A 13,889-nucleotide genomic window follows, 5' to 3' on the forward strand; every position below is an offset into this window, starting at 1 on the left:
AGGTGAAAACATGGCCCAAGCAGGAATGCGAGATATAAAAAGAAGAATTAGAAGCGTAAGTAATACAAAGCAGATTACAAAGGCTATGGAACTTGTATCTTCGGCAAAGTTAAGGAGAGCCAGAGAAAAATTAGAAAAAACAAGGCCTTACTATAATACTATAGTAAGGAGTATAAAAGATATATTAACTTCAACTTCAGGTATAAGGCATCCATTTTTGGAAAAAAGAGAAGTTAAAAAGGCAGCTTATATAGTTATAACAGCAGATAGAGGTCTATGTGGCGGATATAATAATAATGTAATTAAATTGACTGAGGAGAATATAAAAGATAAAGAAAAAGCGGTAATAATAGCAGTAGGACAAAAAGGTAGAGACTTTTTTAGAAAAAGGGGATATAATCTAGTAGGAGAGTTTGTGCATATTTCAGAAAACCCGAAGTATTCTCATGCTAGAGAAATCGGAGATATAGTTATAAATTTATATAAAATGAGAGAAATAGACGAAGTAAATATAGTTTACACACAATTCGAAAGTACTATTTCACAAGTGACTAAAATAATGAAACTTCTTCCAGCAGAGAATGTAGTAGAAAAAGAAGGCAGAAAAAAGACAACTTTAGTAGAATACGAACCATCTCCTGAAGAAGTATTAGATTATTTAATACCAAAATATATACACAGTGTAATATATGGAGCAATGATAGAAGCATCAGCGAGTGAACAGGCAGCAAGAAGAAATGCAATGGAATCGGCTACAGATAATGCACAGGAGATGATAGAAAACTTAAAGTTAAGTTACAACAGAGCGCGTCAGGCATCAATAACTCAGGAAATAGCAGAAATTGTTGGTGGCGCAGAAGCGCTTAAATAATTTAGGTACTAGATACTTTCTATTAACAAGAAAGATTCACTTTTAAGATAAAAGAAAGGATGTGAAAAAATGGCTGGAAAAAATACAGGTAAATTAGTACAGATAATTGGTCCTGTTGTAGATATAAGATTTAGTGAAGATAACCTTCCTAAATTATTAAATGCTATAGTTATTGAAGGTAATGGAAAAAAAGTTATAGCAGAAGTTGCACAGCATATAGGAAACGATACAGTAAGATGTATCGCGATGTCTTCAACAGACGGACTTGTTAGAGGAATGGAAGCTGTGGATACAGGTAAACCTATCACAGTACCAGTAGGAAGAGCTACATTAGGAAGAATATTTAACGTATTAGGTGAACCAATAGATGAACAGGGAGAGGTTAATGCAACTGAATATGCACCTATCCACAGAGAAGCTCCATCTTTTGAAGAGCAAGAAACAGCAACAGAAATATTTGAAACAGGAATAAAGGTTATAGACCTTATAGCGCCATATGCGAAGGGTGGTAAAATAGGTCTATTCGGAGGAGCAGGAGTTGGAAAAACAGTTCTTATCCAGGAATTGATTAACAATATAGCAACAGAGCATGGTGGATTATCAGTATTTGCGGGTGTTGGAGAGAGAACAAGAGAAGGTAATGACCTTTACTACGAAATGAAAGAATCAGGCGTTTTAGATAAAACAACTCTAGTATTCGGACAGATGAATGAGCCACCAGGAGCAAGAATGCGTGTTGCATTAACAGGATTAACTATGGCAGAACACTTTAGAGATAAAGAAGGCCAAGACGTATTGTTATTTATAGACAATATATTCAGATTTACACAAGCAGGTTCAGAGGTTTCAGCATTACTTGGACGTATGCCTAGTGCCGTTGGATATCAACCTACATTAGCAACAGAGATGGGACAGCTGCAAGAAAGAATTACATCAACTAAAAAAGGTTCTATAACATCAGTACAGGCAGTATACGTTCCAGCGGACGACTTGACAGACCCTGCACCAGCAACAACATTCGCACACTTAGATGCTACTACAGTTCTTTCGCGTCAAATAGCAGAGCTTGGTATTTATCCTGCAGTTGACCCATTGGATTCAACATCTAGAATACTAGACCCTGCTATTATAGGGGAAGAACACTACAGAGTAGCACGTGGAGTACAAGAGGTACTTCAAAGATATAAAGAATTACAAGATATAATAGCTATTCTTGGTATGGATGAACTTTCAGAAGAAGATAAATTAATAGTTGCTCGTGCAAGAAAAATTCAAAGATTCTTATCACAGCCTTTCCACGTTGCAGAGCAGTTTACGGGTCTACCAGGTAAGTATGTACCTATAAAGGAAACTGTAAGAGGGTTTAAAGAAATATTAGAAGGTAAGCACGACGACCTTCCAGAGCAAGCCTTCTACATGGTAGGTACAATAGACGAAGCAGTTGAAAAGGCTAAGAGCATGAGATAAGGCTTTAAAAGCGAGGTGGAGAAAATGTCACAATTCACCCTAGAAATAGTGACTCCGGATAGAAAGTTTTTTGAAGATGAAGTAGAAATGGTAATCGTAAGAGGGATAGAGGGAGATATAGGTATACTTAAAAATCATACTCCTATGGTTACACCTTTATCAATTGGAAAGATAAGAATAAAGAAAAATGGAAAAATTAAAGAAGCAGCTATAGCAGGAGGATATGTAGAAATTACAAAAGATAAGACAACCATTATAACAGATGCTGCTGAGTGGCCAGAAGAAATAGATGTAAAAAGAGCAGAAGAAGCTAAAAAAAGAGCGGAGCAAAGACTTAAAAGTGGTAAAGGTGAAATAGATATTGTTAGAGCTCAGATAGCACTTAGAAAAGCATTAAATAGATTAGAAGTAGCTAAGAAGAAATAAGGTCAGGATTATTCCTGACCTATTTTTTTTACAAAAAAGTGTATAAATTCTATCCCTCCTGTCAAAACTTTTAATAGAGGAAAGGGCGATAAGATAAAAATGTTTTTGTCCCCCTTTACATTTTTATCTGGTTCGTTCTTTCCTCAAATCTTTGAGGGAGGGAAAGAAAAATGAATAGATTAAAAACAGTTTTATCAATAGGATTTATAATTATTCTATCTGTATTAAATTATGTATCGGCTGATAATTTTGATGCTTCAATTAAAGAATATGCTATAATAAAAGCATTTAATGAAACAGATGCCGAATTATTAGAAATAGATATAAATTTTACTGAAAAAATTAATGATACATACTTAGACTTAGATAGCCTTAATAAATTAAGTGAAGAAATTATAAACAAACTAGGTATAGATGGTTTAAAAGTGGACAAGAACCTTTTACAGGAAATGTATAATAATGACAATATAGACAACTACTACTATGAAGATATATCACAGTCAAATGACCTCATACAATTGACGATATGGGGGAAGGATAAATATAAAAGGACTATTACAGCAATAATTTCTTCTTATAAAGATCCATATGATAACACTGGCGAGACAGATTTAGTCATTGATGTAGTACAAGAATATACAAAAGGTTTAAAAAAGACTATAGATGAAATTAGTAATATTTACAACAACTTCAATGCAAAACCAGAAATTACTACTTGTATTATTGGGACATTTGATGGAAAATTAAATGAAGATGAGAAAATAAAAAAAGTATCTAAAGCACTAAGTAGCATAAATGGGAGAAAAGTTGAGGGGTTTTTTAATGATTCTCTTGTCAGCATTTCTGCTTATTCACCTGCAATAGACGAATTCATATATACAGGAAACAATAAAATGAATGTCAACATAGCTTTGAGATACAATGAATACGAAGATAAAACTTATATCTGGATAGGAACACCAATAATTTCAATTGGATACTAGGTTAAAATGTAAAATTGAAAATGAAAAATGTAAAATTAGTCTATGGTTTAATAGTCGATAGTCAATAGTTGATAGACTAAAAACTATTAACTATCAATTATTGACTACAAAAAATTAATTCTACGCTACAGATGACTAACGAATAGCTAATGACGAATAACGAACGACAAATAATACTAACGACTGTTGACTAAAGACTAATAACTTTTAAAATTTAACATTCAACATTTAACATTTAAAATTTATATAGCATGGGAGGAAACAAATTGACAAAAATTATTGTAGAAAAAAGTCCTCCATTAAAGGGGACGGTTAGAATAAGTGGAGCAAAAAATTCAGCCTTACCTATAATAGCAGCTTCATTATTGTCAACAGGAAAATGCATACTAGAAGATATACCAGACTTAAGAGATGTAGACGTAATATGTGAGGTACTATCTTCTTTGGGAGCAGATGTAAAAAGAGTTTCTAGAGAAAAATTACAAATAAATGCATCAATAATAGATAATTTTGAAGCTCCATACGAGCTAATGAAGAAAATGAGAGCATCTTTTTTAGTTATGGGGCCATTATTAGCGAGAATTGGTAAAGCTAGAGTTTCAATGCCAGGAGGATGTGCAATAGGAACAAGACCGATAGATTTACATCTTAAAGGCTTTAAAGCATTAGGAGCCAAAATCGAAGTAGGGCATGGATATGTAGAAGCTAGTGCTGATAAACTTAAAGGAGATAAGATATATCTTGATTTCCCTAGCGTAGGAGCAACGGAAAATATTATGATGGCAGCATCACTTGCAGAAGGAGAAACAATAATAGAAAATGCAGCACAAGAACCTGAAATAGTAGATTTAGCGAATTTCATTAATAAAATTGGAGGAGATATAAAAGGAGCAGGTACTAGTACAATTAAGATAAAAGGAGTAAAAACTTTAAATGGCGGCAGACATCAGATAATACCTGATAGAATTGAAGCTGGAACTTTCATGGTAGGGGCAGCTATAACTGGAGGAGATGTAATTATCGAAAATGTAGTAGTAGATCATATAAAATCAATTATTGCCAAACTGAAAGAAACAGGAGCAGAAATAATTGAAGATGGAGATAAAATTAGAATAATAGGTAAAAAGCCTATAAAGGCTATTGATATAAAAACAATGCCGTATCCAGGATTTCCAACAGATATGCAAGCACAGTTTATGGCATTAATGAGCGTGGCTAATGGCACAAGTATAATTATTGAAACTGTATTTGAAAATAGATTTATGCATGTTGATGAGTTAAAGCGAATGGGTGCAAACATTAAGATAGAAGGAAGAAGTGCAGTCATACAAGGTATTGATAGGTTGATGGGTGCTCCTGTGAAAGCAACAGATTTAAGAGCAGGAGCGGCATTAATACTTTCTGGACTTATAGCAGAAGGAAAAACAGAAATAAGTAACATATTCCATATAGATAGAGGATATTCAAACATAGAACAGAAATTGTCAAAATTAGGAGCGAAGATATATAGGGAGTAGGTGCTTGGTATTTGCGATAAAAAATTTAAAATTGAAAATGAAAAATTAGTTTATAGTCAATAGTCGACATAAGTAGAAAAAGATTTCCAATTTCCCGGGAAATCTTTTTTTTTATGACAAAATACAGAAAACAGTAAACAGGTGACAGAGAACAGGGTACAGGATAAATAGAGTTGCCAGTTATCAAAATGCAGAATAGCCAACAGCTAACAGTTCATAGCGAAGAATTAATTCTCCGCTACCACTACCTAATAACTATTGACTAATTGTTAATGGCTTTTAGCTATCTATTATCATTTGATTTTTAATTTTACATTTCTGCCGTCTGTTTTCTTGCAATTGATTTTTATCTCCTGTTTTCTATTTTCTATTCTCTGTCCTCTAATCTCTGATTTCTGTTCTCTGTTTTCTGTCCCCTGTCCTCTGTCTTCTGGCAACTGTTCCCTGCTGAATGCATATCTTTTCAACATAAATCATAATTATATTTAAGAACAAATTATATAAACTAAGGGGGAGAATATGAGGGAACTAGGTTTATATCTACTTTTTTTATTATTTATAATAATCATAATTCCAGCATTATTATTGATAGGGGGTATTTCAGATACAAAATATAAGGATAAAGATATAGAAGATTCAAATAAAAAGAATATCATAAAAGTTTATAATATCAATACCAAAAAAGTTGAAGAAATTGAATTAGATGAATATATAAAAGGAGTAGTTGCAGCTGAAATGCCGGCTGCTTTTGAGATTGAGGCTTTAAAAGCTCAGGCAGTAGCTGCTAGAACATATGCGATATATCATTTAGAAAAATTTAAAAATGGACATCCAGATCATCCTGAAGCACCATTATGCACAGGAATACATTGTCAAGCTTGGCTTTCTAAAGATGAGCTTATTAAACTGCATTCAGAAAATTGGATGAAAGAATATTGGCCCAAAATAGAACAAGCAGTAGATAGTACAAAAGGATTAATTGTTACATATAATGGTAAACCAATTGAACCTCTTTTTCATTCAACAAGTGGAGGTATGACAGAAGATTCGGAAGCAGTATTTGTTTCGAAAATTCCATATCTTAGAAGCGTTCCCAGTCCTTATGAAGATGGAGCGCCAAAATTAAGAGAAGTAGTAAAAATGACAGTTGATGAGTTTATTTCAAAATTAAAAAGCAAATATCCAAACGTAAAATTAACTAAAAATAATTTACAGCAAAAAATTAAGCTTATAGAAAAAAGCCAGAGTGGCAGGATTATTAAAGTTATGATAGATAGCGAAATTGTTTCAGGCAAAGAAATAAGACGCTTATTTAATCTTAATTCCACTAACTTTAAAATAACATTAAAAAGAAACGGCTATATTGAAATAGAAACTATAGGGTATGGCCATGGTGTTGGGATGAGTCAATGGGGTGCTAATGGTATGGCCAAAAAAGGAAGTAGCTTCGAAGAAATTTTAAAACATTATTATACAGGAGTAGAAATAAAAAAAATATATTAATTAAGAGTTATAGTTAATGCTCTAAAATCTAGGGAACTCTAGGTTTTAGAGCGTTTTTCTTTCTATTCCAAAATTTTATCCCAAAAAACAAAAAACATGTATTAAATACTAATAAATGGTGATAATACTAGATGTGGAGGTGATCTACTTGGAAGACAAAAATAATTATCAGGAAAATAGATGGTTAAGTTTTAGGAATAATATTTCAAAATTTTTAGATAAAGATGGATTCTATCTTATTTTATTCTTATGTATTTGTATAGTAGCGACAACTGCCGTTTGGGTTTCTAATAACAACTTAAATAAATACAAAACAATAGAAAACAAAAATGATTTGCTTTTAGCCGAGGAGTCAGATTCAAATGTAGAGTTTTCATTAATTGATGAAGAGGAAAATGTCAATATTCCAGATATAGAAGTAGTAGAAACAACAAATGATAAAGAGTCTAAGAAAACAGAAGATAAAGAGATCAAGTCTACAGAAAAACAAAAGACAAAGGCTGTAAGTTCTTCAAAAGTGACGGTTAAAAAGAAGGCTAAAAGCAAAGTAAAGTCAATGATAATGCCTGTTATTGGGACAATATCAATGGATTATGCTGAAGATAAGCTAGTTTATTCAAAAACTCTAGAACAATGGACTACACATAATGGCATTGATATTAAGGCAAGAGAAGGAAGTGTAGTGAAAGCAGTATTAGATGGAACTATTACTCAAATAAAAAATGATAATGCCCTGGGAATAGTCATAACTATAGATCATGGAAATGGACTGGTAACTAAATACGGTAATTTATCAACAGATGAGATTGTAACTGTAGGGCAAAAAGTAAAACAGGGAGACCCAATTAGCGGAGTTGGTAAAGGAGTAGGTTTTGAACTTGCTCAAGGACCTCATCTTCATTTTGAGGTTATAAAAGATGGAAAGAATATTGACCCTAAGCTGTATTTACCTAAGTTTACAAAATAAGGACATATTAGTTCTATAATATGCACAAGATGCATATTAATGTAAAAAAAGACTCTAAACAAGTAGGCAAAGGGGGTTGTATATTGAAAGATTATATAGAAGAAAGAGCTATAGAAATTGCAAAATACATAATAAAGGAACAAGCAACTGTAAGGCAAACAGCAAGCGTATTTGGTGTTAGTAAAAGCACTGTTCATAAAGATGTTACAGAACGTCTTCCCAAGATAAACCCTCTTATAGCAGGAAAAGTGAAAAAAGTACTAGATAAGAATAAAGCCGAAAGACATATTAGGGGTGGAAAAGCAACAAAAATGAAATACCAAGCTCTTAGTAGACAATGAACAAGAACAAAATCTTCGATTTAAACAAATTAAGGAAGATTTTGCCCTATCCATAAACGGAAATTATATTCAAAAAATAGTTTATAATCTAACAAAGAATATAATTTCCTATGGATTATAAGAAAATTTATATACAGAGGGAGAATATTATCCTTCCATTTGGAAGGATAATATTTTTTTTGAAAAATGAAAAAATTAAAGGAATTTTATACATTTTGTAGAAATAGATAAAGGGAAATTATGAGCAGATTTTTGATTTAACTTAGTGTTTTATACTAATAAGGTGTAAACTGTCAAGATTTACATAGATATGTTTCTTAAGAATATAAACTAAGTAATTATTGAACAGTTCAAACAATTGGCAAACTTTGTTTTAAAATGTCCAACAATTAACGGTTATCAGCTATCGGCTGTTAGCTGTTAACCTATTTAAGTTTTTAAACTGCAGAGCTTACGGATCCGCTCCAAATATAAGATAATAAAAGAAAGTGAGGTTAGGCTGAATGTTTGGATTTAGGACGGACATTGGTATTGATTTGGGCACCGCTAGTGTACTGGTGTATATAAAAGGAAAGGGAATAGTATTAAAAGAGCCGTCAGTAGTAGCTATCGATAAAAATACTAATAAAGTATTAGCAGTAGGGGAAGAAGCAAGAAGAATGCTTGGTAGGACACCAGGCAATATTGTTGCAATTAGACCTTTGAGGGACGGTGTAATATCAGATTTTGAAATCACACAAAAAATGTTAAAACATTTTATTAATAAAGCTGTAGGCAAAATGCTTTTTAGACCTAGAATAATAGTATGTGTTCCAAGTGGAGTAACAGAGGTTGAGAAAAAGGCAGTAATAGATGCAAGCAATCAAGCTGGCGCTAGAAAAACCTATCTTATAGAAGAACCTATTGCGGCAGCTATTGGAGCGGAATTAGACATATATAAACCAATAGGAAATATGGTAATAGACATTGGCGGTGGAACAACAGATATAGCGGTTATATCTTTAGGTGGTATAGTTGTTAGCAAGTCAATTAAAATAGCTGGCGACAAATTTGATGAAGCTATAATAAAATACATAAGGAAGAAGCATAATATGATGATTGGTGAACGTACTGCAGAAGATTTAAAGATAAAAATCGGTACTGCTTTTCCTAGAGAAAAGGAAGTATATATGGAAGTAAGAGGTAGAAATTTAGTTTCTGGTTTACCAAGAACTATAAGAATATCTTCAACTGAAGTATTAGAAGCTTTAGATGAACCGGTAACTGCTATTGCAGATGCTGTGCATTCAGTTTTAGAGAAGACTCCACCAGAATTATCATCAGATTTAAGTAACAAAGGTATTATAATGACAGGTGGCGGCTCTTTATTATATGGACTAGATAAGCGTATTAGTGAGAGAACAGGGATACCAGTAAAAGTAGCAGAGGATGCTATATCTTGTGTAGCTATTGGAACAGGTAAAGTTTTAGATTCTATTGATGTGTTAGAAAGTGGATTGATTACAGAAGAAGATACAAGGAAGTATTATTAGTAGCAAATTGCAATTATTCCCTGGCAACTTAAGCACACACAAACATCGGACAGTAAATAGTTAAAAGCGAGTGACGAAAGATTAATTACAAGGAGTGAGTTAAATGAACAGAGGATTATATGCATCAGCGACATCATTATTAATAAATCAAAAAAGACTGGATACAATATCTAATAATTTAGCTAATATTAATACTACTGGATTTAAAAAAGATGTACTCATCTCAGAATCATTTCCAGAAGTGCTTTTAAGAAAAATTAATGATATAATAGATATGGATAATCATGGTCAGTTTAAAGGAGTAAATATTGAGAAAGATGGCGATACTTACAAGTTAAGTATTAACTCAGGATATTTTAGAATAAAGACACCTCTTGGAATTAGCCATACAAGAGAAATAAGATTTACAATAGATGAAGAGGGATACCTTAGAACATACTATAAAGATGGCAATGATGCTTTAAAAACAGATGGTGGGAATTATGTGCTTGGGAGAAATGGAAAAATAAAAGTTGATAGTAAAGACATTGAGATTGATAGTAATGGCAATATCATATTAAATGGTAAAATAATAGATAATCTAATAGAATTTCCACAGCTAGATGTAATAGGGACTATAAACTCAGGAGTTAAAACAAGTAGAGTTTTTATTAACTTTAATCAGGGTAATATAATAGAAACAGGAAACGATTTAGATTTTGCACTTAAAGGCGACGGTTTCTTTAAAGTATACGATGGCGAAAAAATACTGTATACAAGAGATGGGTCTTTTTCACTAAATGATAAAGGAGAACTTGTTACTACAGAAGGATATTTTGTTTTAGGAAAATATGGTTCAATAATATTAGAAGGTAGTAACTTTACTATTAACGAAAACGGAGAAATTATTAAAGATGGTGAAGTTATAGACAAACTTGATATAGTTGATATAAAAAACAAAGAATTTCTAAGGAAAAAAGGTTATAATCTTTATAAAATAGAAGACAACGTAGAGCCTGAAGAAGTACCTTTTGATGGACAAGTTTTAAGAGGATACTTAGAAGGTTCAAATGTTGAGAGCATAAAAGAAATGGTTAATATGATAAGTGTGCTAAGAAATTATGAAGCAAGCCAAAAAATACTAAAAATACAAGATGAACTATTAGGTAAAGTTGTAAGTGATATAGCGAGAATATAAAATTTAGAAATTTAAAATTGGAAATGTAAAATGTAAAATTAGTCAACAGTCAATAGATTTAAGATTATTAGCTATCAGTTAAATTTGTAATATCAAAATTAAAAGCTGATAGCGAAGAGTTAAATTTATATTGCTAATAACTGTTGACTAAAGATTAACGACTAATAAAGGAGAGGGGTAAATAAAATGATACGTTCTCTATGGACAGCAGCCACAGGAATGAAGGCACAGCAGCTTAATATTGATACAATTTCAAATAACCTAGCTAATGTAAATACAACATCATATAAAAGTCAGAGAGTTGAGTTTAAAGATCTTTTCTATGAAACGTTAAAAAGAACGAATTTAAATGATGATAAGGGAAGGCCTGTAAATTTAGAAGTAGGGCATGGTGTTATGCCAACAGCTACAACAAGAGATTTTAAAATAGGCAGCTTGATAGAAACACAAAACCCATTAGATTTAGCAATAGATGGAGAAGGTTTTTTTGCAGTATTAACACCAAATGGGCAGATAAAGTATACAAGAGATGGAAGTTTTAAACTTAGTATTGACGAAGACGAAGGGAAACTGACTACATCGGAAGGATATTTTGTTCTAAACGAAGATGATGAAGAAATAGTTATAGACAGTAATTTATCGGACATAACTATAGATGAGCTAGGATATATAACTGCAAAAGATGAACAAGGTGAAATTGTAGAGTTGGGAAGATTAAAATTTGTTAAGTTTATGAATCCAGAGGGACTTATTAGTGAGGGACAGAACCTATATAGTGCAACAAGTGCATCTGGAGAAGAAATATCAGTAGATGCTGAAGAAATGGATAGTAGAATTATGCAGGGTTATCTTGAATCGTCAAATGTGCAAGTAGTTGATGAAATGGTAAAGATGATTACAGCTCAAAGAGCATACGAAATAAATTCAAAATCAATCCAAACAACAGATGAAATGCTACAGATGGCAAACAACTTGAGGAGATAGGTGATTTTATGTTAAACATAAACAAAATAATAGATCAAACTAACATACAAAAATTTAAATCGAATACATTAGATTTAAAAAGAAAAATCGATAATACATGTATAAAAAAAGATGATAAAGAACTTATGAAAGTTTGTAAAGAATTTGAGTCCATATTTACTCATATGCTTTTAAAACAAATGCGTTCAACTATTCCAGATGGAGGACTTATAGAAAAGACTGCAGCAAGAGAATTATTTGAAGATATGTATGACCAAGAGATAGCTAAATTAGTAAGTGAAAAAGGACAGGGAATAGGATTAGCAAAAATATTATATGATCAGTTAAAGAGGAAATAATAATGATTTTTCCATATAATAGGGAAGAAGAGTCTTCCCTATTTTTATATGTTCAGTAGAGTTTCATAATTCATTATGTTATAAACAAATAGCTATTAAGGAGGAATTCAATGGACTTTATGCTAGTTTTTAATCAAGTGTTAGTTCTATTCATTCTATTAATATTAGGCTTTATACTTAAGAAAATAAACATTATGACAGATGAATTAGGAAAAGGCCTATCTACTCTCATAATATATGTAACTTTACCAGCATTAATCATTACATCTATGAACTATAAGTTTTCAAAAGATATATTAAGTAACAGTATAAAATTGCTCATAATTGGAGTAATAGTTTATACCTTTATGATTATAGTTGGTATTGTATTTGTAAAGTTGCTGAAGATACAAGATATGCAAAAAGGAGTATATCTCTTTTTGATAATATTTTCAAATGTTGGATTTATGGGGTATCCTGTTGTTGAAGTGGCTTTTGGTAAAATTGGTGTATTTTATGCAGCAATATATAACCTTATTTTTAATATTCTCATATGGACATTAGGTGTAATATTGGTAAACCCAGAACATGAGAGGAAAATTAATTTAAAAGCATTAATAAATCCCGGAACAATTTCAATAGTTTTAGGCTTTACACTATTTATATTTTCTATAAAACTGCCAAAGCCAATATATATATCCTTACACAAATTAGGTGCATCAACGACCCCTATGGCTATGCTGGTAGTAGGTTCTCTATTAGGAGATGTAAAGTTTAAAGAAATATTCGGTAATGTTAAACTTTTTATAGTAGCCTTATTAAGACTTATAATAATACCTTTATCGGTTCTGTTTGTATTAACAAGATTAAATTTACCATCAGTGGTTGCAGGTGTACCAGTTATCATCAGTAGTATGCCGGCAGCAGCAAATGCAGCAATATTTGCAAGGAGATTTGATTCTGATTACCGATTAGCCTCACAGGGAGTGTTTTTAACTACATTAATAAGCATTGCAACAATACCATTTATTTTATTTATTTTAAATACAATTAAATAATTCAGATTTAAATTTATATTATTTACTGCTAAAAAATTATGTTATAATTAATATAACAAAATTTTCAATTTAGATAAATTAAGGTAAATTTTGCTAATTAATTTTTTAAAAATATAAGATTTTATTATCATTTCCTGTGGGTTATAACAAGGTAAATGTGGGGTGTTTTTATGGAAGAGTTGTTAAGAGAGATTTTAAATGAGATTGGTTCTTTAAAGGACCAGGTTACATCAATGAACGGCAGAATCACATCGATGGAAGGCAAGATTACGTCGATGGAAGGCAAGATTACATCGATGGAAGGCAGGATTAATTCTATTGAAACAGAAGTGAAAGCGACTAGACAAGATATTAAGGAATTAGACGGCAGGGTAACGAAACTAGACGATAAAGTAACGAAATTAGACGGCAGGGTTGTTGAATTAGATAATGGCATGGCTAAATTAGAAGATAAGTTTGTTAAGTTAGAAGATAGAATCGTTAGAGAACACGAAGTAACCAGAGAAGAACTTAAACAAGAGATAGAATATGTGTATAATGAATTAGAAAATGTTCGAGATGACTTAAAATTTGAAATAAATAATTTGACTAAAAAAATAATTCAAACTGACAATGAGTTCATAAAGTTTAAAAGAAGTTTTAGAAATATAAAATAATAATTTAAATTAGTGGTGGGACGGTTATTCCGTCCTATTTTTATAATTAATATTAAATTTATGGATAATTTTAAAAATAATGTTTAGTAT

At 31.5% G+C, this 13,889-nt stretch carries 15 protein-coding genes; 14 read left to right on the forward strand and 1 reads right to left on the reverse strand.

Features of this window, described 5'->3' with window-relative positions; all coding sequences use genetic code 11:
• The first annotated feature begins 10 nt into the window (after nt 1–10).
• From atpG to murA, 5 genes are all read left to right on the forward strand, one after another.
• Nucleotides 11–871: an ATP synthase F1 subunit gamma gene (gene atpG, locus AB4Y15_RS01150; RefSeq protein ID WP_427337920.1), complete on the forward strand. Its 861-nt coding sequence runs from the start codon at nt 11–13 to the stop codon at nt 869–871.
• Between the two features lie 69 nt (nt 872–940).
• Nucleotides 941–2,338, forward strand: coding sequence for a F0F1 ATP synthase subunit beta (atpD, locus tag AB4Y15_RS01155; RefSeq protein ID WP_427337921.1), 1,398 nt, complete (start codon nt 941–943; stop codon nt 2,336–2,338).
• Between the two features lie 24 nt (nt 2,339–2,362).
• On the forward strand, nt 2,363–2,764 hold the full coding sequence (locus tag AB4Y15_RS01160) for a F0F1 ATP synthase subunit epsilon (protein ID WP_427337922.1): 402 nt from the start codon (nt 2,363–2,365) through the stop codon (nt 2,762–2,764).
• A gap of 170 nt (nt 2,765–2,934) precedes the next feature.
• A complete protein-coding gene (locus tag AB4Y15_RS01165) occupies nt 2,935–3,747 on the forward strand; it encodes a YwmB family TATA-box binding protein (protein ID WP_427337923.1) in 813 nt (270 codons plus the stop codon).
• A 266-nt stretch (nt 3,748–4,013) separates the two neighbouring features.
• Entirely contained in the window at nt 4,014–5,264 is a 1,251-nt protein-coding gene (gene murA / locus AB4Y15_RS01170) for a UDP-N-acetylglucosamine 1-carboxyvinyltransferase (protein WP_427337924.1), read from the forward strand.
• Between the two features lie 293 nt (nt 5,265–5,557).
• Here murA and AB4Y15_RS01175 read toward each other — a convergent pair whose 3' ends face one another.
• Nucleotides 5,558–5,734 carry a hypothetical protein gene (locus AB4Y15_RS01175; RefSeq protein ID WP_427337925.1) on the reverse strand — a complete coding sequence of 59 codons (177 nt, stop codon included), beginning with the start codon at nt 5,732–5,734 and terminating at the stop codon, nt 5,558–5,560.
• A gap of 49 nt (nt 5,735–5,783) precedes the next feature.
• Between AB4Y15_RS01175 and spoIID the strand changes: the two genes are divergently transcribed.
• The 9 genes from spoIID to AB4Y15_RS01220 all read left to right on the forward strand — a co-directional run bounded on the left by spoIID (nt 5,784) and on the right by AB4Y15_RS01220 (nt 13,799).
• The gene (gene spoIID / locus AB4Y15_RS01180; RefSeq protein WP_427337926.1) at nt 5,784–6,767 is read left to right on the forward strand and encodes a stage II sporulation protein D; all 984 of its coding nucleotides are present in this window, start codon (nt 5,784–5,786) and stop codon (nt 6,765–6,767) included.
• A gap of 148 nt (nt 6,768–6,915) precedes the next feature.
• Nucleotides 6,916–7,734, forward strand: coding sequence for a peptidoglycan DD-metalloendopeptidase family protein (locus AB4Y15_RS01185; RefSeq protein ID WP_427337927.1), 819 nt, complete (start codon nt 6,916–6,918; stop codon nt 7,732–7,734).
• A gap of 83 nt (nt 7,735–7,817) precedes the next feature.
• Entirely contained in the window at nt 7,818–8,075 is a 258-nt protein-coding gene (gene spoIIID / locus AB4Y15_RS01190; RefSeq protein ID WP_054870754.1) for a sporulation transcriptional regulator SpoIIID, read from the forward strand.
• Nucleotides 8,076–8,578: 503 nt separating this feature from the next.
• Nucleotides 8,579–9,607, forward strand: coding sequence for a rod shape-determining protein (locus tag AB4Y15_RS01195; RefSeq protein WP_427337928.1), 1,029 nt, complete (start codon nt 8,579–8,581; stop codon nt 9,605–9,607).
• A gap of 103 nt (nt 9,608–9,710) precedes the next feature.
• The gene (locus tag AB4Y15_RS01200) at nt 9,711–10,784 is read left to right on the forward strand and encodes a flagellar hook-basal body protein (protein ID WP_427337929.1); all 1,074 of its coding nucleotides are present in this window, start codon (nt 9,711–9,713) and stop codon (nt 10,782–10,784) included.
• Nucleotides 10,785–10,970: 186 nt separating this feature from the next.
• Complete coding sequence (gene flgG / locus AB4Y15_RS01205) at nt 10,971–11,768, forward strand: flagellar basal-body rod protein FlgG (protein WP_427337930.1); 798 nt, start codon at nt 10,971–10,973, stop codon at nt 11,766–11,768.
• 8 nt (nt 11,769–11,776) lie between these two features.
• On the forward strand, nt 11,777–12,106 hold the full coding sequence (locus AB4Y15_RS01210) for a rod-binding protein (RefSeq protein WP_427337931.1): 330 nt from the start codon (nt 11,777–11,779) through the stop codon (nt 12,104–12,106).
• 110 nt (nt 12,107–12,216) lie between these two features.
• The gene (locus AB4Y15_RS01215; RefSeq protein WP_427337932.1) at nt 12,217–13,143 is read left to right on the forward strand and encodes an AEC family transporter; all 927 of its coding nucleotides are present in this window, start codon (nt 12,217–12,219) and stop codon (nt 13,141–13,143) included.
• Nucleotides 13,144–13,313: 170 nt separating this feature from the next.
• Entirely contained in the window at nt 13,314–13,799 is a 486-nt protein-coding gene (locus AB4Y15_RS01220) for a coiled-coil domain-containing protein (protein WP_427337933.1), read from the forward strand.
• The last annotated feature ends 90 nt before the right edge of the window (nt 13,800–13,889 follow it).

The organism is Caloranaerobacter longqiensis (assembly GCF_050286925.1).
GTDB lineage: Bacteria > Bacillota > Clostridia > Tissierellales > Thermohalobacteraceae > Caloranaerobacter.